This is a genomic window from Shewanella sp. SR43-4, assembly GCF_014163845.1.
GTDB lineage: Bacteria > Pseudomonadota > Gammaproteobacteria > Enterobacterales > Shewanellaceae > Shewanella > Shewanella vesiculosa.
In genome coordinates this window covers 153,985-176,872 of record NZ_JACJEB010000005.1, presented here as the reverse complement: position 1 = coordinate 176,872, position 22,888 = coordinate 153,985, and the positions used below count along the sequence as shown (strand labels likewise).

The 22,888-nt window shown below is 41.3% G+C and carries 20 protein-coding genes; 11 read left to right on the top strand and 9 right to left on the bottom strand.

Features of this window, described 5'->3' with window-relative positions; translation table 11 throughout:
• Nucleotides 1-27: 27 nt before the first annotated feature.
• From H5123_RS07445 to fdhD, 3 genes are all read right to left on the bottom strand, one after another.
• Nucleotides 28-1,110, bottom strand: a complete 1,083-nt coding sequence (locus tag H5123_RS07445; RefSeq protein WP_182697540.1) for a PepSY domain-containing protein — start codon at nucleotides 1,108-1,110, stop codon at nucleotides 28-30.
• Between the two features lie 418 nt (nucleotides 1,111-1,528).
• On the bottom strand, nucleotides 1,529-3,871 hold the full coding sequence (locus H5123_RS07440; protein WP_182697539.1) for an FdhF/YdeP family oxidoreductase: 2,343 nt from the start codon (nucleotides 3,869-3,871) through the stop codon (nucleotides 1,529-1,531).
• Nucleotides 3,864-4,679 carry a formate dehydrogenase accessory sulfurtransferase FdhD gene (gene fdhD / locus H5123_RS07435; RefSeq protein ID WP_182697538.1) on the bottom strand — a complete coding sequence of 272 codons (816 nt, stop codon included), beginning with the start codon at nucleotides 4,677-4,679 and terminating at the stop codon, nucleotides 3,864-3,866. Before fdhD ends, H5123_RS07440 begins: the two co-directional genes overlap by 8 nt.
• Before the next feature lie 135 nt (nucleotides 4,680-4,814).
• Between fdhD and H5123_RS07430 the strand changes: the two genes are divergently transcribed.
• The 6 genes from H5123_RS07430 to H5123_RS07405 all read left to right on the top strand — a co-directional run bounded on the left by H5123_RS07430 (nucleotide 4,815) and on the right by H5123_RS07405 (nucleotide 10,202).
• Nucleotides 4,815-5,711: a LysR family transcriptional regulator gene (locus tag H5123_RS07430; RefSeq protein ID WP_182697537.1), complete on the top strand. Its 897-nt coding sequence runs from the start codon at nucleotides 4,815-4,817 to the stop codon at nucleotides 5,709-5,711.
• Between the two features lie 292 nt (nucleotides 5,712-6,003).
• On the top strand, nucleotides 6,004-6,288 hold the full coding sequence (locus tag H5123_RS07425) for a J domain-containing protein (RefSeq protein WP_124015496.1): 285 nt from the start codon (nucleotides 6,004-6,006) through the stop codon (nucleotides 6,286-6,288).
• Between the two features lie 7 nt (nucleotides 6,289-6,295).
• Nucleotides 6,296-6,826 (top strand): hypothetical protein, encoded by a 531-nt coding sequence (locus H5123_RS07420; protein WP_182697536.1) that lies wholly within the window; start codon nucleotides 6,296-6,298, stop codon nucleotides 6,824-6,826.
• On the top strand, nucleotides 6,823-7,578 hold the full coding sequence (locus H5123_RS07415) for a hypothetical protein (RefSeq protein WP_124015498.1): 756 nt from the start codon (nucleotides 6,823-6,825) through the stop codon (nucleotides 7,576-7,578). Before H5123_RS07420 ends, H5123_RS07415 begins: the two co-directional genes overlap by 4 nt.
• Before the next feature lie 11 nt (nucleotides 7,579-7,589).
• Nucleotides 7,590-8,483: a hypothetical protein gene (locus tag H5123_RS07410; protein WP_182697535.1), complete on the top strand. Its 894-nt coding sequence runs from the start codon at nucleotides 7,590-7,592 to the stop codon at nucleotides 8,481-8,483.
• 471 nt (nucleotides 8,484-8,954) lie between these two features.
• Nucleotides 8,955-10,202 (top strand): dicarboxylate/amino acid:cation symporter, encoded by a 1,248-nt coding sequence (locus H5123_RS07405; RefSeq protein WP_124015500.1) that lies wholly within the window; start codon nucleotides 8,955-8,957, stop codon nucleotides 10,200-10,202.
• A gap of 58 nt (nucleotides 10,203-10,260) precedes the next feature.
• On the opposite strand, the gene H5123_RS07400 is transcribed toward H5123_RS07405, so the two are convergent.
• On the bottom strand, nucleotides 10,261-11,427 hold the full coding sequence (locus H5123_RS07400; RefSeq protein ID WP_220487573.1) for a diguanylate cyclase: 1,167 nt from the start codon (nucleotides 11,425-11,427) through the stop codon (nucleotides 10,261-10,263).
• Nucleotides 11,428-11,963: 536 nt separating this feature from the next.
• Between H5123_RS07400 and H5123_RS07395 the strand changes: the two genes are divergently transcribed.
• A complete protein-coding gene (locus tag H5123_RS07395) occupies nucleotides 11,964-12,494 on the top strand; it encodes an NUDIX hydrolase (RefSeq protein WP_182697534.1) in 531 nt (176 codons plus the stop codon).
• A gap of 117 nt (nucleotides 12,495-12,611) precedes the next feature.
• Here the strand turns inward: H5123_RS07395 and proC are convergent, their stop codons facing one another.
• The 5 genes from proC to H5123_RS07370 form a co-directional block, all read right to left on the bottom strand.
• Entirely contained in the window at nucleotides 12,612-13,451 is an 840-nt protein-coding gene (gene proC, locus H5123_RS07390; RefSeq protein WP_182697633.1) for a pyrroline-5-carboxylate reductase, read from the bottom strand.
• A gap of 75 nt (nucleotides 13,452-13,526) precedes the next feature.
• Nucleotides 13,527-14,774, bottom strand: a complete 1,248-nt coding sequence (locus H5123_RS07385) for a glutamate-5-semialdehyde dehydrogenase (protein WP_182697533.1) — start codon at nucleotides 14,772-14,774, stop codon at nucleotides 13,527-13,529.
• Complete coding sequence (proB, locus tag H5123_RS07380; protein ID WP_124015505.1) at nucleotides 14,771-15,877, bottom strand: glutamate 5-kinase; 1,107 nt, start codon at nucleotides 15,875-15,877, stop codon at nucleotides 14,771-14,773. The genes H5123_RS07385 and proB overlap by 4 nt, the downstream gene beginning before the upstream one ends.
• A 14-nt stretch (nucleotides 15,878-15,891) precedes the next feature.
• Nucleotides 15,892-17,388 carry a sodium/proline symporter PutP gene (gene putP / locus H5123_RS07375; RefSeq protein WP_182697532.1) on the bottom strand — a complete coding sequence of 499 codons (1,497 nt, stop codon included), beginning with the start codon at nucleotides 17,386-17,388 and terminating at the stop codon, nucleotides 15,892-15,894.
• Between the two features lie 3 nt (nucleotides 17,389-17,391).
• Entirely contained in the window at nucleotides 17,392-17,568 is a 177-nt protein-coding gene (locus H5123_RS07370) for a hypothetical protein (protein ID WP_165870053.1), read from the bottom strand.
• A 1,061-nt stretch (nucleotides 17,569-18,629) separates the two neighbouring features.
• On the opposite strand from H5123_RS07370, the gene H5123_RS07365 reads away from it, so the two are divergent.
• The 4 genes from H5123_RS07365 to H5123_RS07350 all read left to right on the top strand — a co-directional run bounded on the left by H5123_RS07365 (nucleotide 18,630) and on the right by H5123_RS07350 (nucleotide 22,846).
• Nucleotides 18,630-19,271: a TetR/AcrR family transcriptional regulator gene (locus H5123_RS07365; RefSeq protein ID WP_259395604.1), complete on the top strand. Its 642-nt coding sequence runs from the start codon at nucleotides 18,630-18,632 to the stop codon at nucleotides 19,269-19,271.
• 89 nt (nucleotides 19,272-19,360) lie between these two features.
• Nucleotides 19,361-20,344 carry an MDR family oxidoreductase gene (locus H5123_RS07360; protein ID WP_182697530.1) on the top strand — a complete coding sequence of 328 codons (984 nt, stop codon included), beginning with the start codon at nucleotides 19,361-19,363 and terminating at the stop codon, nucleotides 20,342-20,344.
• A gap of 332 nt (nucleotides 20,345-20,676) precedes the next feature.
• Complete coding sequence (locus H5123_RS07355) at nucleotides 20,677-21,114, top strand: response regulator (RefSeq protein ID WP_124015509.1); 438 nt, start codon at nucleotides 20,677-20,679, stop codon at nucleotides 21,112-21,114.
• Nucleotides 21,107-22,846: a bifunctional diguanylate cyclase/phosphodiesterase gene (locus tag H5123_RS07350; RefSeq protein WP_182697529.1), complete on the top strand. Its 1,740-nt coding sequence runs from the start codon at nucleotides 21,107-21,109 to the stop codon at nucleotides 22,844-22,846. The genes H5123_RS07355 and H5123_RS07350 overlap by 8 nt, the downstream gene beginning before the upstream one ends.
• Nucleotides 22,847-22,888: the final 42 nt, after the last annotated feature.

Sequence of the window (22,888 nt, the reverse complement as noted above, 5' to 3'; positions counted from 1 at the left end):
ATGAAGCGCAACACTGTGGGCCGTTCGTTAACTGGCTTTTTTACGACTAAAAGTACGGCGGGAAAAGGTCACCACACTGAATGAAAGAATCAAGGTGCCAATAAGCGATACCAAGGTGATCAGCATGACATAACTGGCAGGCATATTAAGTCCATCATGTAATGGTCTAACAAAGCTAGCCACTTTACCTGCAAATGATCTGTCACTGTGTTTGAGTACCGATTCAATTGTGCCTTGTTGGTAATTGATGCTGATACGGTCGGCTTCTCGTAACCAAACACCCTGATGTTGATCAAATTGGATGCTATATATCAGCTGTTGTGGCGTGTCGCTATCAGGCTGTGGGCCTTTATTCGGTGTTGAGCGAGGCTTACTCACAGAGATCAGTTCTGCCTCAGGCCAAATTTGCTGTGCGCTAGTGAGCTGACTTAACCAATCGTTTGCTTGGCTAACAGGATAAGCAACTTGCTCTAGTGCGGCTTTTGGTTTGAGAGCACCAGTCCATAAACTGTTATAAGTAATTAAAAAACCACTGACACACAATATAAATAACGGTACTGAAATAAACAGTCCTAATTGAATATGGCTTTTAAGCAAACTGCTTGAGCGAGTATTTTTAGGCAAGCTCTGCTTTAGTCGAAATCCCTTACGAACTCGCCACCACAGATAAATACCAATTAAGGTGACAATACCGCCAGCCAGCGAAGCCCAAGCATTGATGTATTTGCCGCCATTATCGATCAGAAAATTACGATGTAACCAGAAAGCCGTTTCATAGAAAGGTAAGTCAAATGAAGAGCTACTGCTGAGTTCATTGAGTTGATTGTCTAGGGCTATCGCTTTACCCCGAGTACTAGCTTGAATATATGGGGTATGCTCGGTCGGAAAACGAATAGTACTCATGCTAGGGTAGCGCTCGAATAAACGGCTTACCGTATCGGCTTTTTGTTCAAGGGTGAGCGGCACAAATGCCTGACCTTTGTTGTCTGTGCGTTTAAGTAAATCAACGCTCCCTAAATAAACGCCTGTCGTTAATACAATTAGCATTGTGATACTAATGAAAAAACCTACCCAGTTATGAAACCATTTTAACGCCGAAACCATGCTCATTTTGTTTACTCTATTACACACTGTCGAATTGCAGCTGGTTATAAACCAGCTGATTTTTATTGTGTTTTCAATTTAATCATCAAACCACAATCTAGGGAATGATAATTAATCTCATTTAATTATTCAATTAAAGAAGTGTAAAGATGGCGTGATTGAGTAGGTTTCAAGCTTTACTGTAATTCGTCGTGCGGCTATTTAACCCAAGCTAAGGTTAATTGATTTACTGACCACTGTGGTTAAGGTGTTTACTGACAAATCATCACTCTTTGTAAGCTGGCGCATTATAACTCGCTAACATGGACTCTTAATATGCCCCCTAATATGACCGCTAATACCAATGCCAGTGTTTACACAAATGGCATTGGTATTATTTACGCTTAGTCATAGATTTTTTGTGAAAGAGTGTCTTTCGACACTCTTATACTAGTGCCACATTAATCACTTGTTTACTTGATGGCGTAATGATCACCGGGATCGATTTTGATGTTGGGGTAGATGAACCGACTCCGACACTGTTAATGGAGACTAGCGGATTTGTTTCAGGGTAATAGGCGGCAATGTTACCGCGCGGGATATCATAAAAAACCACACTGAAGCCTGATACTTTGCGAACGATGTTGTCGTTGGCGATAGACTGTATATCAATAAGTTGGTCTTCAACGAGATTAAGCTGAACGGCATCTTGTTGGTTCATGAACAATACATTCCGCTTGCCTTTAATACCGCGATATCGATCGTCCATGCCGTAAATCGTGGTGTTGTACTGGTCGTGAGACCGCAGACTTTGCAGTAACAAAATAGGGTGTTGTTCGGCGGATAACTGAGTTGTTTGAGCGTTGCTTGAACAATCTGCGATGACAGAATCGGGCAACTCACTCGGATTAAATTGAGCTAATTGATTACTGGTATTCCAAACCAGCACAGCTGCGCTATTGCCGAGATAAAATCCGGCTGGTTGTTCGATTCGTTGATTAAAATCGCTAAATCCAGTAATCGTGTTTTCAATAAGATTGCGGATAAGGCTATAGTCGTCGCGCAGAGCTAGCCAGTTGAGCTTATTGCCTGCATGACTTTGATTAGTATGGCTGTGATTGAGATGACTGAAGGTAGCATGAGCCATTTGGGCGACAATATCGATTTCAGATAAACACTGTTCTGAGACTGGGTCGGTCATACCTGTTGACGCATGAACCATGCTGAAGGTGTCTTCAACGGTGATTTTTTGAATACCGCTAACTTGCTGGTCTAATTCGGTGCGACCTAGGCAAGGTAAAATTAATGCATCGTGAGTCACTTGTAAGTGGCTGCGATTAAGTTTGGTGCTAATTTGCACATTGAGTTCAGCATTGCGCATTGCTTGGTAAGTAAAGTCGGTATCAGGTGCCGCCGCTGCAAGATTACCGCCTAAGCATATTAGCACTTTACTCTGTTTACTGTGCAGCGCTTTCAGTGCTTCAACCACATTGTGGCCCGCTAGGCGCGGTAAGGTGGTAGCAAAGTAATTATCCAATTTATCGATAAAATCGGCAGATGGCTTTTCATTAATGCCCATAGTGCGGTTACCTTGCACATTACTGTGGCCACGGACAGGGCATAATCCAGCGCCTTTTTTACCTATTTGACCACACAGAAGGTGCAGGTTAATTACTTCACTTATGATGTCGACCGAATGCTTGTGCTGAGTTAACCCCATGGCCCAGCAGCTGATCACGGTTTTACTGTTACTGAACAGCGTGGCCGCTTGAATAATCTGTGCTTTTGTTAGCCCAGATTGTTGTTCAATTTTATCCCAGCTCGTGTGCTTAACTTTGTGTTGATAGTCTTCAAAAAACGCACTGTGCTGTTGAATAAAGTCATGGTCAATTTTGTCTGGACGTTGTTCAATAATAAATTTAGCCATACCGCGTGCTGCTGCCATATCGCCGCCCAACTTAGGGGTTAAATACAAGTGACTAATGGTGGTGGCTGCTGGAGTGAGCAATTCTATGGGATTTTGTGGACTGGCGAATTTTTCTAAGGCGACTTCTTTAAGATTATTAAAGGTCACAATTTTACAGCCTTGCTTGGCAGCCTTACGCAGAGTATTCATCATTCTGGGGTGGTTGGTACCAGGGTTTTGGCCAAACACAAAAATGGCTTCCGCGGCGTCAAAGTCTTCAAGTACCACGGTACCTTTACCAATGCCGATTGATTTAGTTAGTGCAACCCCGCTGGCTTCATGGCACATATTAGAGCAATCGGGAAAATTATTGGTGCCATACAGCCGCCCAAATAATTGGTAAAGATAAGAGGCTTCGTTACTGGCGCGGCCAGAAGTGTAAAACTCAACTTGATCAGGGCGACTTAAGCTGTTGAGCTTGGTGGCGATGATCGAAAAAGCTTCAGACCAGGTAACCGGTTCATAGTGATCTGTGACAGCATTAAAGCGCATCGGTTCGGTTAAACGGCCCTGATACTCTAACCAATAGTCCGTTTGTTTTGCCAGTTGGCGCACTGAATATTGGCTGAAAAACTCGCGTCCAACTCCTTTACCGGTCGACTCCCATGCCACTGCTTTAGCACCATTTTCGCAAAACTGAAATGCACCTTGTTTGTTATCACCCCATGCACAACCTGGGCAATCAAAACCATCGGTTTGGTTAACGCGAAGTAAGTTTTTGAGATTTTGCTTGGTCTGTTGGCTACGCAGTACATGAGTAAACGTCGCTTGCAGTGAAGGAAAGCCACCGGCTTTGGTTGGTTTTTGATAATGACTAGACATTGATTTCTCCGATAGAGCTCAGCGATAAACGGTTAACATCGAAATGAGCATCGTAATTTGAATAATAAATAGGCGCTGAATACTTGGGGATGTGAATAATATTAAGGTTATATTGTAGTGCCAGTTTGACTGCGAGTTGGCTGGGCGAGGCAAGACTAATAAGGTTATTAGCGCCAAAAAGAACCGCTTTATGGATTAACTCACTACTGCAACGACTGGTAATTAATAAGGTATTACATGATGTTTCTTGAGTCGTAGTTGTTTGCCTTAATAACATGCCGATAAGTTTATCTAGGGCATTATGGCGGCCGATGTCTTCACGACAGGCAACAATATCGCCTTGTGCGGTTAAGCCCAGGGCAGCGTGTATTGCGCCACTTTGCTGCGCTTTTATTTGGCTGTCAGTTATGCGCTGTTTCAGGCTTTCAACATCAGTAATGTCAATGGGACGGGTGATGGGCAATATGGATAATTGTGGCAGTGCATGTTCTATTGCTTCAACCCCGCAAATCCCGCAACCGGTAGCCCCAACGAGTCGACGTTTTTTACTGTTTAAGGCATATAGACAACGATTAGAAATGGTTACTTCAATAATAAAGCCGTTATCAGATGGCGTTATTTGAATATCATGCACGTCATGATCGTGTTGAATAATCGCTTCTGAAAACAAAAAACCAATGGCAAAGTCTTCAATGTTATCTGGCGTTACCATCATCACAGCATAGTTAATGCCGTTAATGCTAATGGCAGCCGCCGCTTCCTCTACCAGATGTTCTATGGGGGGTAACCATTTGTATGCAGCATTCATGGGCGTAGACTCAAAACGGGATCTTAATCACAGTTTAGTGACCGCTAATGCACAAAGCCAATCAAACAAATTTATGCGGTGATAGTTTTTATCTATTAATATGTTGAAATTGATAGCTAGTATTAAGGGCGAGGGATGAATCTTAGACAGTTACATTATTTTTATGAGCTAGCAAAGTTTAAGCATTTTGCTAAAGCAGCCAAGGCTTGCCATATTACTCAGCCTACCTTATCGGCCAGTATCACGGCTTTAGAAAAAAGTTTTGGTACTGAGCTGGTGGTGCGTGGCAGTCAGTTTGTCGCGTTAACCGATGCTGGGCAGATTGTGTTGCGCTATGCTGAAAAAATGCTCTTGGATCAAGTGGCGTTAAAGCAAGAACTCAGTGTATTTAGTGGGCCGTTAATTGGTTCTCTTCGGATTGGTATTGTGCCGCAGTCGAGTGTGGATATTATGCCGATCATTAAACAATTCAATGAGCTGCATCCTAATATTACGATTACCTTGTTGGTGACCACTAATGAAAAGCTCATCGAGCAACTGACCTTACATCAAATCGACATAGGTTTGGGGTTTGATGACAATCTTACTGAGGCGAATCGGCGTACATTTTATTTTTATCCTCAAATAGATAACGATATGGCCGTGCTAGCAAGTCAAACATTAGTGTCGCAACTTGATACCCCACAGAGCGATGGGGCATTAGCCCTTAAGGATTTGCAGCAAAGGCCATTGGTATTGTTAAGCCAAAATATGCAGTTTAGGCAATATATTGATAATGCGCTGGCACAATCTCAGTTACGTTTTAATGTGGTGTTAGAAACTGATTCGCTATTTCATTTAGTCAGTGCGGTAAAGCACGATATTGGTTATGCCATTGTCAGTAGTGGTATTGCCAAATCGGCTGAAAAATTATTTAATTTGCATTATCGGCCATTGCAACATATTCAATCAGGTAACACAGTGTTTATTACCCGTAAATACAGTGTGTCTCCAGCAATGAACGAGTTTGTGAGTTTGATTAATACGGGCTAATTTCTGCCTTTGTTTTCCATTTGAGCGCCATGCTAGTCAATCTATGGCGGTGAATATGATGCATCACACTTGATTAAGCTTGGCTGGTGACATCTTAACGGCAGCAAACATCAACCCCACTTAAGACAACAGTATTTTTGATAGGTTATTGGCGCTTTAAATGATTAGCAGTTAACTGTTGTTTATGTTTGCTGCTAGCCTGTGAATGTTGATATAATAGCGGGCTAAAAAATTATCTATTCACAGACTTTTTTATCTCGCAATCACTGCCACATCGCCTGCAGGAATAACTATGATTAACCACTTTAGTGTACTGGGCGTTAGACCCAATGCCAAAGAAGATGACATAAAAAAAGCCTATAAACGTTTATCGAACAAGTACCATCCTGACAAGTTACTTGGGGCGTCTGATGATGAGAAACAACAAGCATCGGTTCAGCTCCAACGAGTCAAAAAAGCTTACGAAGTGTTATCAGATAAAAAGCAGCGAAATGCGTTTATCAATGATTTTAACAACGTAATTGTCACTGATCCCACTGCCGCAATGCGGGAGTTGTGGGACGAATATTATTCCTGAGTATCCCATGGCTAAACATCTTAATATTTCACGCATTAATGAGCTAAAAAATAATGCCCATGACAATATCGAATCTTATAACGATCCTGATACGCCCGATGCACTAGCAAAGTTTACCTGCCAAATCAGAGCGATATTGTTGGCCGATCCTGGGATGCTCGATTCTGTCCCTGAATATTTACCGGTAGCGCTTTATGATAGAGTCAAGTTCTCTCCTGAATCAAAGCGTCAATGGGCACATTGGATTAGCTTGAATATTCATCCTACTTGGGATGAGTTTAAAACCACGATTGCATTTAACAATGCAGATCTACCTCTGGCACTTGCGGTACGCAAATACAGCGAAGATCTGCTCATTGAAAGTTGTGCTGTGGTGTATTTGTTGGAGACGCAGGGAGAATCAGCGCCCAAGCAAATCGCTGATGAGGATGATTCTGATGGTCTTCATGAGCATGAGCGTGATGAGAACGATGACGACAATGACTATGATAGCGATGAAGAAGGTTATTATGACCAATATGATGAGGATATCGAATGAACAGTCTCATTGAAATAACCGCCGCTGAAATACAAGAGCTGGCGAATGTTGAGCCTAAACAGGCAAGCAAGAGATTTGAGTTAATTGCGTCGTCAATGTCTGATGATCAGTTGGTTGAAGTTATAGAAAAAATGGACATAGTTACGCTGACGCAAATTAACAGTCAGCATGATATTTCGTGTCCATCGATCATGTCTGAGCTTATGTCGCCAGAACAGATCCGTGACATCGTCTGCCAGCAACCGCTTTACTGGGAAGAAAAAATCAAGAGTAATGCTGAAGAGTTAATGCATCATACGTTTGATTTTATGACTTACCTTATCCGTATCCAGGACAGCGAAGAAAAACAAACTGCTATTTTAGAATGTTTGGCTGAAGACCCAGCGGCACTGTTTTATCTATCGATCCCATTTATTGAGCTTATCTTAGGTGGTAGCAGTGATGATGAAGATGAGATTAACGATACTTTTGATGATGAAGCGGATGAGGAAACCGTGGGGTATTCTGATTGGCAAGCCGATGAAGAAGCTCATAGTCTGAGCATTGATGATCCGCGAAGTTTGCTGGCGCTGATCCGCGATAGAGCACCTAATGTCGAGAAGTCGATTAAGAACATGCTGCGTAATACTGGCTCTGACTGGCAGTTAATTATCAGCCAATTTGCCAGTGAATTAGTGATTCAGGCGAAAGAAAAGAACCAAGTCACTGACGAGTATGCTGAAGTTGATGACATGTTTAGCTTTCTTGATTAAGGGTTCTGCAAATGCAATTGGTATTACGTGACGAAAATCAGGGTCCCTATTTGAGTCGGGTGTTGGCTTATGGCCGAACCGAAGATGTGCTTAGTAATGAGCAATTGGGACAGATCAAAGCGAAAGCCATTTTGATGAGCCTTAAGTTCGCAGATAAGTTTTATAACAAGTATAAAATGCATTTGCTTGAAGAAGCGGCGCAAGATGTGATTGGTATTGTGAGTATTGGTTTGATGGCGTTGTCGGACCAAAATCAAGATAATGCTATTGCGTTGCTGCTCAATGATGACGGCGTGGTTAAGTCGTTTCAGAAAGGCTGGGGTATGCTAACTAAAGTGAGCCAGTACAGGCTTCATGGCAAATCGGTTTATGGCGATGTGGATAAAATCTTGCTTGATCAAGTGTCGAGTCCACCGGATTGTGATGAGTGGCAAGGTTGGGTTTATTATCAAGAAGCCTTAACCGAGCATAATCGCCAGCAATCTATTAATGCATTGTTAGCTCAGTTTTATATTGCTGGCACCTTTGACCCTATGGATTATATCAATCTGGAAAGTACCTTGGCAGAAGCTGTGCTTTATCGGATATTTTTCGACGGTAAAAAAGTGCGCCCAGATCTTAAACGGCGTATGACGAGTGTAGAACTTCAGCCGCAGTGGTTTAGTCTCGAATTTATCGAGCAACAAACTAAGCTCGCCCTGGCTGAGTTACCTAAGGAGCTTGAAGCTGCTATCCGTTTGGATTTAGGTAAAAACTTTAACTCTGCACTGCTACGCACATTAAATTTCTCTCGAAGTTATCAAGAGTTGGCTGCTCAAAATGCCTCTCCTGAGCGATTAGAGCGATTTGAATACAAGGAAGGTTTAGTCGGTCTTCTTGGTTGGCCCATCTATATCGTCATGTAATGTCACTTTAGGAAGCTTACTTGTGTGTAAGCTTCCTCTATTCGCTTGGTATGTTATTCAAGGTTCTGATTAGCGAAGTTATTTGCTTAGCTGCTTGATACCCTTCATCTGATATTGATTTAAGCCTAGTCCTGTCATTTTTTGTTCTTGCTATAACAAATGATTCTTGAGTTGCTACTACAAAAGCATATTAATCAGCCTAGAATTAACCGACCTACAGTGTTGTGGATGGTACAGTTATTATTAACGATTGCTGAAGTACGGTTGTTGTTGGTATCTTATTGGTTTTGTGCCATATTTTAGTTCAAACCATCATCTTGTCGTCACATGTTTTCGTGAGAAATACCGCTCAACTGAGTGATAAGTGACTGTATTTAAAAGTTAACTTATTACTAGCTTGTACGTTAAGTGTTCCTTAGGCCGTGTTTGCTGGCCATTTTTTGTGTTGATTAACTGTCTTTAGGAGCCATTATGTTCAGTAGCCTACGTGCTTATCGTTCGTCAATTATATTGTTGGGTGCTTTATTGCTTGGTGGGCTATTCGGTGGCTTAGCGCCTGAACTCGCCATAAAGCTCAAGCCGATAGGGCAAATTTTCCTTAATCTATTGTTTATGATCATCGTACCTCTAGTGGCTGTGAGCGTGATGTCATCTATCGCGCACATGACGGATTTAAAGAAATTAGGCGCGATACTGGTGTCGATTATGCTGGTATCAATTGTGATGGCAATTATTCCCGCTGTCGGTGTCGTATTGCTGGCGTTAGCGTACGATCCTGCCCAAGGCGTGACACTTGATTTAGCCAATACGGTTGATGCTGCATCAGGCGGTATGGATTTTGTTAGCTTGTTAACCACCAATGATTTTGTTGGTTTATTATCTAAATCAAACATTTTGGCTTTGATCATTATGTCGGTGATTGGCGGTGTGGCCATTGGTCAATCAGGTGAAGATGGCCAGAGAGTTGGACGTATGCTAGACAGTTTAAATACTGTGATCATGAAAGTTATTTCGCTATTAATGTATGTTGCGCCTATTGGGCTTGGAGCTTATTTTGCTGCGACCATGGCTAGCCAAGATACTGAGTTAATGGGCACGTTTGCTCGAGCTGTTGGATTATTTTTTGTCGCAATGGCGTTATATATTACCTTAGGTTCAACCCTATACGCATGGATTGGTGGCGGAGTAAAAGGGGTTAAGCAGTTTTGGCAACATATGCTTGAACCCGCAGTGACGGCATTAGGCACTAGTTCATCATTAGCGACATTACCTGTGACCATTCGTAGCGCCGCTAAAATGGGCTTAAACGAGCAAATTGCAGAGATTAGTTTGCCATTATTAGTGAATCTTAATAAAGGTGGTGCAGCAGCGATCACCGCGCTAAAAATCGTGTTTATCTATTCGCTATTAGGTCTCGATTTTACTCCAGATGTGTTTATGCTGACGATTTTGATTTCGGTATTGTCTGCATTTATCATTGGCGGAGTCCCGGGGGGAGCATTTTTAGGCGAAATTTTTATTGTGACTACCTTAGGTTTACCGATGGAAGTTATCCCTATTTTAGTGGTCATTGGTGCAATCACCGATGCCGCATCGACAGTGATTAATGTGGTACATGATTTAACCGCGACCCAAATTATTCAGCGTATTAATGGCAAACATTATGTGCCTAAAATACTCGATAGCGAGCTGAGTGAGGCAATTAATAAAGCCAATTAAAAAGCTTACTATGCTATGTCATTGCTTGATATTGATTATGCAGTGGCATTTACATTTATTAAGCCACTGCCACGCAATTGCGCCCTTGTGATTTAGCTTTGTATAAGGCTTTGTCTGCACGCTCTAATATGCTGTCAGCAGAGTCTTGTGAATTGTATTGTGCAACGCCTAAGCTTATTGTGAGTGCCAGACCTTGAATATTTTGCTTGGCGACATATTGGCGTAATCTTTCGGTTAGCTCTATGGTGTCATTTAAGGTTGTATTGAGTAATACCATCACAAACTCTTCACCTCCCCAACGTACTAGTAAATCATTATTGCGCATTTGGCTTTGGAGTAAATGCGCCAATTCACATAAGACTTTATCACCTACCAGATGACCGTGATTATCATTGATGCGTTTAAAATGATCGATGTCGATCATCACTACCGAAATAGGCGATTGAAAACGAGATATCAGCTTAAGTAACCTTGGTTCGGTGGGGTTTTTATCATCTCCGCCAATATCAATCGATGGCGATTTATTATCTCGGCTGCCAGAATCAGGCATTACGTCGTTATTCACGGCTTTAATGGTCAGCAGTTGTTCTAGAACCTTATCGAGTTTGTCGCGGTTATACAGCCCGGTGAGTTTATCTGTTTCAGCCATTTTTTGGATTTCTAAATTGCGAAGTGCGAGTTTCTGATAGCCGGAAAAACGAGTTTTTTCGTAAAACCTAATCAGTAAAACTTGTGCTATACACACTTCGATAATATTAAATAAGGCTTGAGTTCTAATCGTTACAGGCTCAGGGTCTTGAGTTTGCTGGTACACCAAAAAAGCACATACGGCGAAGGTGAGGCATGAAATTAGTGTTCCCCATTTCCGTCCTATAAGAAAAAATGAAATCAGTGGGACGAGCGTTGACCAAAATAATGAGTAGGATTGACCCTTAGCCGAAATGGCAAATAGCATGATTAAGCTGCTTACCATTATGGTGGTCGCCCAAGAGGCTATTTTAACACGTCCTGTTTTGCGGAAATGGTAGAAAATAACAAATGAAATACATAAGCCAACACTATCGAGTAAGGTGTATTCCAAGCTGTTAAAATACAAAAGATTAATCAGGGCAAGAATGAAAAAGTAGCTCATTGTAATCAGCAATGTATAGCCGATTAATTGGACTCGCCAGTAATCGGGATGATCTGGTGGATATTGGGCGAATTGTTTTAACCAAAATTTCATCGTAAGCAAATTCCAAAGTAAAATTCTATCAATGCTAACCGTTAAGCCTGGTAATAATAGGGGCTATATTTCAGATTATGCGAGCACCAGCAATAATGATTATGAGAGAAAATATAATAATAACGGCCACCTAGTCAGTTGTTTTATGTGCTGTGGTATCGAAACAAATCTTATTATTGTATGACTCGGTTAAAACAGACTTAACTTGATGATAATTAGCGTAGAGCCCCGAGATAAGCTGTTTATTGTATGGCTGATGGATACTTCTTTTGATTGTCTTTAGTTCAGCGGCGAACCCAACAGCCTCTAATGCTCAATAATTTGTCTGTATGAGTATAGGCTATTTTAGCTATGCCATTGTCTATATTGATAATCACTAAGGTGACATTAGTTAGCTTCACTGTTTGAGTGAGTATATTTTGCAATAAACGGGTGTTAACTTGTTTATAAGCAGCTATTGAATGAGTGTATACGCACACTTGAAGCCTGAGCTCTGGCACAGTATCATGCGCTTTTTATTGCGATGAACCCGTATAATGCGCTATTTAACCACTCGTTATCATATTGATACTCCTGCAGAATTTATTGATGCCAATCAAAAAACTATGCTGACTCGTATTGCTGCCCGTGCAATTGTCATTCGTGATAATCAAATATTGATGCTTTATACCCAACGTTATCATGACTATTCATTACCAGGTGGTGGAGTCGATGCGGGCGAGGAGATAGAGCAAGGGCTCATTCGGGAGTTACAAGAGGAAACCGGCGCGCAAGAGATCCGCAATATTAAGGAATTTGGCTTATATGAAGAATACCGCCCATGGCAGCGAGAGGGTTATACATCGGTGAACATGCTGTCTTATTGCTTCACTTGTGAGATCGACAGTCAGCTGGGTGAGACTCAATTTGAAGCCCATGAAATCAATAATGGCATGGTGCCGGTGTGGATTGATATTGATGAGGCTATAGCGCATAACTTAGATACGATTGCCAATAGCAGTAAAAAAGGCTTATCGATTGAACGAGAAACCTTTCTACTGAAGCTGATCAAACAAGAGTTACTGTGAGCGAGGCGTAAGCTACTCGTGAGCCTGTCATCAGTGAGTGCGGGCGATAATCAAGTCATTCTCAGCCAGAACAGTGCCATTGGGCCAATGGTATTAACATCAGCCTAGTTCATCGAGCTAACCAATAGATAACTCTTTTGCTCTTGATGTTGCACACGCCATTGCATTGGCGACAAGCTCATCGAGATCGCCATCTTGAAATGCCAATATTGCCTGTTCTGTTGTGCCCTTAGGGGAGGTCACTTGGTGGCGCAGGTTAGCCAAATTATGCTGACTCTTCATCGCCATAGATATTGCTCCCATTGCACTTTGAAGCACTGCTTTAGTGGCAGTTTCTTGTGGCAGCCCTTGTTCGACAGCCGCTTTTTCCATTGCTTCTAAAAATAAGAATAAATACGCTGGAGAGCTACCCGCCGCCGCCACTATGGTCGACATTTGGCTTTCTTCTGTTAACCATACCGTTTCACCAACAGCCCGCATGAGTCTTTCTGCTAGGGCAATATCATGTTTGTGAGTGTCGGGACTTGCGTATAAACCTGTTAATCCTTCACCAATGGAGGTCGGTAAGTTTGGCATGGCGCAAATGACTTTGGGTGAAAAATGTAATTTCTGGCGCAGTGTGGCATGTTTGACTCCTGCGGCAATTGAGATAACTAATTTACGGTTATCGTGCTGCATCACTTCACTTAATTGCTCACACACTACCGGTACAACAAAAGGTTTAACGGCAATAATGATGACATCTGCAAACGCAACTGCGGCGGTATTGTCTTGATGTACTTTTACATTGAATGTATCGATTAAGTCGTGTCGGGTGGTTTGACTTGGGGCGCACACTAGAATATTGGCACTGTTGTGACCTTGTTTCAGTAGGCCGCTGATAATAGCTCTGGCCATGTTGCCACCACCGATAAAGGCGATACAGGTATTGGGATCTAATGACTGATGTTGAACGATGGGAACCTCCGAAAGTGTCGCTAAAAAGAAAAGGCCATGCTTTCGCTTGGCCTTTTATCTGTGGTGCCGATTGGATTATGCGCGAACTTGACCTTCACCACTGACTAAGTATTTCTCAGTCGTGAGTGACTCAAGGCCCATTGGGCCATAGGCATGTAATTTACTGGTCGCAATACCAATTTCTGCACCTAGACCGAGTTCGCTACCATCAGAAAAACGTGATGATGCATTTACCATCACGACTGAGGCATCCACTGTGCGTTGAAAACGCGTAGCCGTTAACTCATTTTGAGTACAAATCACTTCTGTGTGATGGCTACCAAAGCGACGAATATGATTAATCGCATGGTCAAAGTCAGTCACTTGGCGAATAGCAATTTCTAAATCTAAATACTCTTGGCCAAAATCATCATCGCTAATAACATTAGCATGCTCAAAGTATTGTTGGGCATTCTTGCTGACATTAATACGTACTTTATGAGCGGCAAGCTCGGCTGCTACTTTCGGTAAAAATGTGGCTGCTACGTCTTGATGTACCAGTAATCCCTCTAGGGCATTACATACGCCAGTGCGTTGGGTTTTACCATTCAGTAATAAAGACATTGCAATATCGAGGTCTGCGTCTTTATCGACATATAAGTGACAAACACCTTTAAAGTGTTGAATAACAGGGATTTTACTGTTATCTGTCACAAAGTTGATCAAACCTTCTCCACCGCGTGGAATAATCACGTCAATAAAGTCACGTTGCTGCATGAGCTCCAGCATTAAAGCGCGATCTGGGTCGGGTACAACCGTGATCAGTGCGGTAGGTAACTGATATACTTGCAACACATTTTGTAAGATAGAAGCAATGATTTTACTTGAATTAAGCGCTTCTTTACCACCACGCAATATCACAGCATTACCTGATTTAAAGCATAACGCACCGGCATCAGCGGTAACATTAGGGCGTGCTTCATAAATCATGCACACAACCCCTAAAGGCACGCGCATTTTTTGAATGTTAAGCCCATTAGGTCGCTGGCATATTTCGCGCACCATACCGACAGGATCGGGTAATGATGCAACGGTTTCGATGCCTGCCGCCATGGATTCAATACGATCAGGTGTCAGTGTCAATCTGTCTATCATCGCCGCGCCTAAGTCAGCTTTTTCGGCGTGTTCAAGATCTAATAAATTCGCTTTAATGATATCGTCGCTGTGTGCCCTAAGCGCACGAGCCATATCAAGTAAGATGGTGTTTTTAACTTTTTCATCTAATAGGGCTAGAGTTTGTGCAGCTGTTGCTGCGGCTTGCGATAAATCTTTAATTAAACTCATATATGCTCCAAAATGGCGATGTTTTTGTCAGAGATCAGTGGGCCCGTTTTTTGTTGGGCGTTATTGGCAAATTCACGATCTTCCTGGTCTGCAATAAAATGTAATAAACAACTACTGTAGTTTGATTTGGCTTTTGCCAATTTAGTGCCATCGCCTTTGCGCACTAAAACAGTATCGCCGACGGAAAAGTTGCCTCTTACGGCCACTACATCGTCAGTGGTTAGTTGGGTATCATGTTCTTCAAGGTCCGCGCTAAAGTCATTGTCGACAATTAACTCACCTTGAATTTGTGAGGTATGCATCATCCAATGCAAGTGTTCTTGCATCGGTACATCATACGGGGTAAATAACGTGCCCGGATTCTGACCTTTTAAAAGTTGATTAAAGGTATCTGCGTCGAATCCATCGACAATCATGGTTTCAATTCCGTGAGAAATCGCTTTCTCTGCCGCTTCGATTTTAGTTTGCATCCCGCCAGTACCTACACTACTGGTCGCTCCGCCAGCCATTGCGTAGATTTCAGCATTAATCTCACTTACTTGCTTAATTAGTGTGGCATCTTCATGTAAATTAGGGTTTTTGTTATAAAGCCCTTTTACGTCAGAGCAAATAATTAACGCATCAGCATCTGCTGCAGCTGCCACCATGGCTGATAAATTATCATTATCACCCACACGTAATTTGGCTGCTGTGACAGCATCATTTTCGTTAATAATGGGCAGCAAGCCATTGTCTAACAGAGTAAAAATTGTATTTTTAATGCTGATATAACGGTCACGGTCGCGTAAATCACCATGGGTCAGTAATAGCTGCGCCGAAGGGAAGTCAAATAACTTATCCCAGGTCGCCATCATATCTGCCTGGCCTGCTGCAGCCATGGCTTTTTTAAGTGAAATACTTGGCTCTGCAGTTTCAGCAAATCGATGTTTACCAGCGGCAACTGAACCCGAAGATACCAAAACTACTTGGCACCCTTGAGCACGACAGGTCGCGATAAATTGGGCTATACCTAACAAATAATGGCTGCTACAACCTTGTTGATGGGGCGCAATTAATGCGCTTCCCACTTTAACCACAATCCGTTTCCAATGTGAAGTTGACATAGTATTGTTCTCCATTACTGTTGCTCGGTTAAAACACGATTCGCTTCATGGAAGGTATCGACTGTTTTATTACAAGGATCCGAGTCAAGAGCACTGGTAATCCAAATCACTACGCTACTAACAATAAAACCTGGGATCATTTCATAAATCACGCTGGTTAATGCTTTGCCGTCGCCAAGTACAGGAGCATATATCCAAAAGAGGACGGTAGCTGCACCCGAGACAATACCCGCAACAGCGGCTTTATGAGTAAGGTTTTGTTTATAAAGACTGAATAATACTAATGGATCGAACGCTGCACCAAATCCAGCCCAAGCATTACTCACTAACGATAAAATACTGTTAGAACGATCAAGTGCTAACAAACTCGCCACAATGGCAACGCCTGCTACACCATAACGGCCCATTTTGACCATTTCTTGTTCAGTTGATTCTTTCTTTGATACCACTCGATAGATATCTTCAGTTAGTGAGCTTGACGATACTAATAACTGTGAAGATATCGTGCTCATAATCGCGGCTAAAATAGCTGCCAATAAGAAACCACTGATTAGAGGGTTAAACAATAATTCTGAAAATATAATAAAGATGGTTTCAGGATCACTGACTTTCATATCAAATTTATTGGCATAAGCAATACCAACAAGACCTGTCGCCAGCGCACCAACGATAGTGACTGTCATCCAGCTCATGCCAATTCTGCGGGCAATTTTGATATCAGACACTGAGCGGATAGCCATAAAACGCACAATAATATGCGGTTGGCCAAAATAACCTAATCCCCAAGAAAGACTAGAAATTAACCCGAGTATGGTGACATTTTGCATAGCATCAGAAAAGTGCGGAATCGACTGATAAGCGTAGTCCAACATTTTGTCTGCACTACTAAACTCTTGGTAGGCAACAATAGGTACCAAAACCAAGGCAACAAACATAATACAGCCTTGAACAAAGTCAGTCATACTCACGGCTAAAAAACCACCGAGTAGGGTGTAAGAAACCACAACACCTAAGGTAACTATCAGACCAAGTTCATAATTTAAATCAAATGCCGAAACAAATAACTTTCCGCCAGCAACTAATCCTGCAGAGGTATATAAGGTAAAGAAGATGACAATGATAACCGCTGCGATAATCCGTATATGGCTATTAGGTGCATGAAAGCGTTTTGCAAAAAACTCTGGGATGGTCAACGAGTTGTCCGCTACTTCGGTATAAACCCTCAGTTTTGGCGCGACAATTAAATAATTAACCAGAGCACCAAGTAATAGGCCTATTGCAATATAGATGGTTTCAAAACCCACTAAGAACATTGCACCAGGCAAGCCCATAAGCATCCAACCACTCATATCCGATGCGCCAGCTGATAGTGCGGTAACTTGTGGGCTGACTTTTCGGCCACCCAAAATATAGCCAGATACATCGCTTGTTGATTGTTTATAAGCAAACAATCCAATGCCTAGCATTACCATGAAATAAATTGCTAATGAGACATAGGTTAGGTAATGCATGAATTATTTGCCTCCCAACGCTTTGTGATTTTGAATCCCTTCAGGTTTCAACATAACAAAGAGATAGGTGCTTAAAAGAGCGCACAAACATAATAATTGCGAAGCTTCTTTCAGCTTTAACGTCACTGTGTTCCACATATTCGTAATGAGATTTTCTTCGCTTAAAGTGCCTGTTGACATAATGTCCTCCTGGGTTAGAGCTAATCGGTTTATTGTTTAAGGATTTAAATTTAACAATAAAAAACCACCAAGATAGTTAGTGGTCTAATCATAATAGCATGATTAGACGTCAAATTTCCAATTGATTATCGGATAAGGCTACTTTAAAGGGTTTTATCTCGACTGTGCATGCTGTTATTGGCCATGCTATTTGAGCTGACAGGGCCATACTTGATGAGCTGGAGAGGGCTTTTTTACGATTGTTATTATTCAATCATGTAGCTGAATACTCTCATGAGAATATAAATTGTTGTAAATTATATTTTTTATTTATATGTAGGATCAGTTTTGTTGTTTTAGGGCCATTTGATTGGCATATCAGAGTCTTTGATAGGGTGTTTAATCATCGAAATATTAATCGAATAATTATTTTTATATTTTATTTCAGCATCTTATGTTTGTTTTCGATAGTTAATGTGTAACAAGTAAATAGACTTTTCATTATGTTTTATTGATTTACACACTTTTTATTGATGCATATAGAGGGTTAGGATAAATGGTAAAGCTATAACATTATTGTTATTGCCGACTATGATTTCTCATATCAGTTAAAGTGACTCGTTATGTTATAGCGCGATTAACTAATCAATTACTCGATTCAATATGCACGTTCGCGCAGCGGATTTATCGATTAGTTCACCTTGTTAATAATTACAGTTCAAATGGTTTTTGTTCAAATTATTTTTGTGGTTGACAGTTTGTATCGCAAAGCCACTTTTAGCGTTAACAGCTCGGTTTGCAATTGGGGTTGAGTTGATTATGTAAAGTAGTGGATACATTTTATCGAGGTTACTAGTACCTAATTTTGCCAGTATCACCTTGTTAAACAATCTAAAATTCTTATTCAGTTTAGTCAGGCTTAGGCATTTATCTGATGTATTATTAACATAAGTTGCCCCAGTGATAGCGTTGATATTTGAAGAATGTGAGATCCAGGTTGCGCTTAAACACAATAATATTGTATTTAATTAGACGTTCGGTCTAATATGATTGTTATGAACAATTTAAGCTTAGATATAATAATGAGTGCAGATATAAGTCCAAGCCAGAAACCACGTCGTGGAAGGCCTCCTAAAGTGTCGCGTGATAATCCAGATACACGGGCTGAGCTTATTCGAAGTGGTCTCGAACAACTGACAGAACAAGGCTTTGCCTCATCGGGTATTGAACCGATTTTAAAAAAAGTGGGCGTCCCCAAAGGCTCCTTCTATCATTATTTTGCTAGTAAAGAAGCATTTGGTCAGGCGGTATTGAAAAATTATGCCGACTATTTTTTACATAAGCTGGAAATTCATTTACTGGACGAATCATTTTTGCCACTAAGGCGAATTAGGAATTTTGTCGACAATGCCAAAGCAGGCATGATCCGTTATGAATTTAAGCGTGGTTGTCTAGTGGGTAACTTAGGGCAAGAAGTTGGCGTATTACCAGAAAGTTTTAGGCCGCAAATTATTGAGATATTGGTGAGTTGGCAAGACTGTCTAGCTCGGTGTCTTAAAGAGGCGCAATTACATGGAGAGCTGGCAGAAAGTGCAAACTGTCAACTTTTAGCTGAAAACTTTTGGGTCGGTTGGGAAGGGGCTGTCAGTCGAGCAAAGTTGGTGCAACAGGCCACACCGCTGGATAATTACTGCGATCTTTTTATGGCTGCATTACCCAAGTAATTTTAGCTTAGCCACTCTATTTTAAGTTGGTACAAGTTCACTCAAAATGTATTCATTAATAGACGAGTAGTCTAAATTAGGAGAAGGCAATGTTTCATGGCATGTTAATTGAAAAAGATGATCAAGGTTATCGTACTACAGTGAAAAGCATTGATGAAAATGTGCTTCCTGCAGGAGATGTAACGGTAAAAGTACTTTATAGCACGCTTAATTATAAAGATGCCCTCGCTATTACAGGCAAAGCACCTGTGGTGAGAACATTTCCTATGGTGCCTGGTATTGATTTAGTGGGCGTAGTCGAACATAGCGATAGTGATAAATTTGCCGCTGGTGATACGGTATTATTGAATGGTTTTGGTGTCGGTGAAACCCATTGTGGTGGTTTAGCCACTAAAGCACGTTTAAAAAGTGAATGGCTCATTCCACTACCAAGCGCATTTTCCCCGCAGCAAGCCATGGCGATTGGCACCGCAGGCTACACGGCAATGTTATGTGTAATGGCACTTGAGAAAAATGGTGTCACACCCGATAAGGGTGAAGTGTTAGTGACCGGTGCTAATGGCGGTGTCGGCAGTTTTGCTATCGCAATTTTGGCCAAGCTTGGGTATCAGGTAGTGGCATCTACCGGGCGGGTTGATCAAAGTGATTATTTGAAAAAGTTAGGCGCTAAAGACATTATTGATCGTGCGAGCTTATCAGAAGCTGGTCGACCTTTGGCTAAGGAGCGTTGGGCTGGGGCGGTAGATTCTGTTGGCAGTCATACATTAGCCAATGTGTGTGCCAGTACAAAATATGGTGGGACTGTGGCTGCATGTGGTTTAGCACAGGGGATGGATTTTCCAGCGAGTGTCGCGCCTTTCATTTTACGCTGTGTGACGTTAGCGGGTGTTGACAGTGTGATGCGACCGTTAGCCGATCGTATTGAAGCATGGCAACGTCTTGGTGAAATCCTTGATCCTGCCATTTTTGATGACATAGTTCATGAAATCAGTTTGATTGAGGCGATTGATGTCGCCAGTGACTTATTGGCAGGTAAGGTTCGCGGCCGTGTTGTTGTTGACGTAAATCGTTAACATTCATGTTTAATCAGTTAGCCTAAGTTGATGATCGATTAGCTCGCTAAATATTAAAAATGCGACTAAGTAGGGTTATTTTGTTTAAGATGAGCTAATATTGATTTGTGGTTTATTTTTGAACTATTATGTTTGTGAGATAGTATCAAGCAATCAGTAAATAAACGCTGATATTAAGATATTTTTAGTGTTGATATCAGCGTGATAAGGCCATTAAATACTTTAAATATTATAATCTTAACTCTTTTTTATTTTACGATTATTTTTATGATGACTGAACCGTAACAGTTCTTAATCATTATGGTTAACATGTCAAGGATGATGAAATATTTATGCGCGAGAACATTCTGCTACACAAGCAAGTGACAATATTTATTGTTGATGACGACGATGTAGATGTCCTTGGTATTGAAAGAGCCCTGAAGAAACTTAGAATCGCTAATCCCACCATACGCGCCAAAGATGGTATCGAAGCGCTAGAACTGCTTCGTAAAAAAGCCATTGCCAAACCTTATATTATTTTACTTGATATCAATATGCCTCGAATGGGCGGAATCGACTTTTTGAAAGAACTCCGTGCTGACGATGACCTATGCGGAAGTGTTGTCTTTATATTGACTACTTCAAGTGACGATCAAGATAAAATGTTAGCCTACAAAAAAAATGTTGCTGGATACATAGTCAAAAAACAAGTTGGCGAATCCTTTTTGAACATTGTTGATATGTTGGGGCATTATTGGCGTGTAGTGGAGTTGCCGTACAATGAATAACGTCGCTGCTAACCAAGAGTTACCAATCACGCTGTTAATTATCGATGACGACCTTGTGGATAGGAAATCAATTAGGCGTGCTTTAATGTCCAGTCATCGGCCTATTATTATAATAGAGGCCAAAACAGGCGCAGAAGGGATCGCTCAGTTCGAAAACAACATTGTTGATGTGCTCTTGATTGATTACCGGTTGCCAGATATTGACGGTTTAGCATTAATTAAAGTTCTATTAGCGCGAAAAAAAACAGACGCAACGATTATTATGGTGAGTCAGCATGAAGATGAAATTTTATCATTAAATGCACTCAATGTTGGCGCGCACGACTTCCTGTTAAAAACCGAGGTCAATTCCGAACGTTTAATGAGAACTATCCGTCAGGCGCAACATCGTCAGTTTCTTGAAGGCGTAGTGCGTGAGAAAAATAACGCATTAGAATGGCTAGCAAATAGAGATTCATTAACACAATTAATCAATCGTTATACTTTTGAGAAAACACTTAAAGATGCTTGTACTAGAGTTTTATTCACCGGTGATAACATCGCGCTTCTGTTTATCGATTTAGACAATTTTAAAAAAGTGAATGACACATTAGGCCATTTTACTGGGGATAAGCTGTTACAAAACGTAGCCACTAGATTAGCTTCAGTAATTAAAGACGGTGATTGTTTAGCGCGTCTTGGCGGTGACGAATTCGTTATTTTGGCGAATAATATTGATTCAGAGCAACAAACATTCGCCATTGCCACTCAAGTTATTGATGCATTGACCCCTCCTTTACAAGTCGGAAATACGGCTTTTTCGATAACAGCCAGTATTGGTATTTCTATGTTAGGTGAGTTTGCCTCTTCACCTGAAGCAATGATGAAGTGTGCTGATATTGCCATGTATAAAGCTAAGCAGAACGGTCGAAATCACTTCTGTTTGTATACCGATATTCTTCATCAAGAAACACAGAGCAACGCCATTCTTGAAGAAGAAATGTCTTATGCGCTGCAATTGGAGCAGTTCGTAGTTTATTACCAACCTCAAATTTGTACAAAAACGAAAAAAGTTAAAGGGGTTGAGGCACTGATCCGTTGGGATCATCCTACCCGAGGTGTTTTAGCGCCAGGCGTATTTCTTGATATGGCTGAAGAATTAAACTTAATTAGTGAGATCGGTCAGTGGGTATTACAAACGGCTTGTAATCAATTAAAGCAATGGCAGTTGCAATATAACCTCTTAGACGAAGAGCTGACCATATCGGTCAATTTGTCTGCCTTACAATTACAAGATGTGCGATTGCTCAGTTTAGTTTCTCATGCCTTAGAATCGAGTCAATTATCACCATGTTGTTTAGAGCTAGAAATTACTGAAAGCTCGATTATTCATAGCCCTGAAAACATAGTTGAAAGGCTCCATGAGCTGACCAGAAAAAATGTAAAATTAGCTTTGGATGACTTTGGTACCGGCTATTCATCGATTAAACATTTACACCTGTTTCCTATTCATTCTTTAAAAGTGGATAAGAGTTTTATTGCTGCCTATAAGCAAAAAAAATCCCAAGATAAAGTGCTTGAAGCCATGATTAACTTTGCTAAATACCTTGGACTATGTGTGATTGCCGAAGGGGTAGAAACTGCAGAGCAGCTTGATTTTTGCCAATCTCAAGGCTGCGATTTGATACAAGGTTATTATTATTCTAAACCGATTTGCGCCGCAGATTTTGAAGCTAAATATTTAGCCATATAGTGAGTGAACTGCATATTTGGTAATGAAACACTATTGAGATAA

Coding starts and splice junctions, on each gene's coding strand:
- H5123_RS07360 (WP_182697530.1), top strand. CDS start 19,361: ATGTTTCATGGCATGTTAATTGAAAAAGATGATCAAGGTTATCGTACT.
- H5123_RS07445 (WP_182697540.1), bottom strand. CDS start 1,110: ATGAGCATGGTTTCGGCGTTAAAATGGTTTCATAACTGGGTAGGTTTT.
- fdhD (WP_182697538.1), bottom strand. CDS start 4,679: ATGAATGCTGCATACAAATGGTTACCCCCCATAGAACATCTGGTAGAG.
- H5123_RS07365 (WP_259395604.1), top strand. CDS start 18,630: ATGAGTGCAGATATAAGTCCAAGCCAGAAACCACGTCGTGGAAGGCCT.
- H5123_RS07395 (WP_182697534.1), top strand. CDS start 11,964: ATGCGCTATTTAACCACTCGTTATCATATTGATACTCCTGCAGAATTT.
- H5123_RS07410 (WP_182697535.1), top strand. CDS start 7,590: ATGCAATTGGTATTACGTGACGAAAATCAGGGTCCCTATTTGAGTCGG.
- H5123_RS07355 (WP_124015509.1), top strand. CDS start 20,677: ATGCGCGAGAACATTCTGCTACACAAGCAAGTGACAATATTTATTGTT.
- H5123_RS07385 (WP_182697533.1), bottom strand. CDS start 14,774: ATGAGTTTAATTAAAGATTTATCGCAAGCCGCAGCAACAGCTGCACAA.
- H5123_RS07405 (WP_124015500.1), top strand. CDS start 8,955: ATGTTCAGTAGCCTACGTGCTTATCGTTCGTCAATTATATTGTTGGGT.
- H5123_RS07350 (WP_182697529.1), top strand. CDS start 21,107: ATGAATAACGTCGCTGCTAACCAAGAGTTACCAATCACGCTGTTAATT.
- proB (WP_124015505.1), bottom strand. CDS start 15,877: ATGTCAACTTCACATTGGAAACGGATTGTGGTTAAAGTGGGAAGCGCA.
- H5123_RS07440 (WP_182697539.1), bottom strand. CDS start 3,871: ATGTCTAGTCATTATCAAAAACCAACCAAAGCCGGTGGCTTTCCTTCA.
- H5123_RS07370 (WP_165870053.1), bottom strand. CDS start 17,568: ATGTCAACAGGCACTTTAAGCGAAGAAAATCTCATTACGAATATGTGG.
- H5123_RS07415 (WP_124015498.1), top strand. CDS start 6,823: ATGAACAGTCTCATTGAAATAACCGCCGCTGAAATACAAGAGCTGGCG.
- H5123_RS07420 (WP_182697536.1), top strand. CDS start 6,296: ATGGCTAAACATCTTAATATTTCACGCATTAATGAGCTAAAAAATAAT.
- H5123_RS07430 (WP_182697537.1), top strand. CDS start 4,815: ATGAATCTTAGACAGTTACATTATTTTTATGAGCTAGCAAAGTTTAAG.
- putP (WP_182697532.1), bottom strand. CDS start 17,388: ATGCATTACCTAACCTATGTCTCATTAGCAATTTATTTCATGGTAATG.
- H5123_RS07400 (WP_220487573.1), bottom strand. CDS start 11,427: ATGAAATTTTGGTTAAAACAATTCGCCCAATATCCACCAGATCATCCC.
- H5123_RS07425 (WP_124015496.1), top strand. CDS start 6,004: ATGATTAACCACTTTAGTGTACTGGGCGTTAGACCCAATGCCAAAGAA.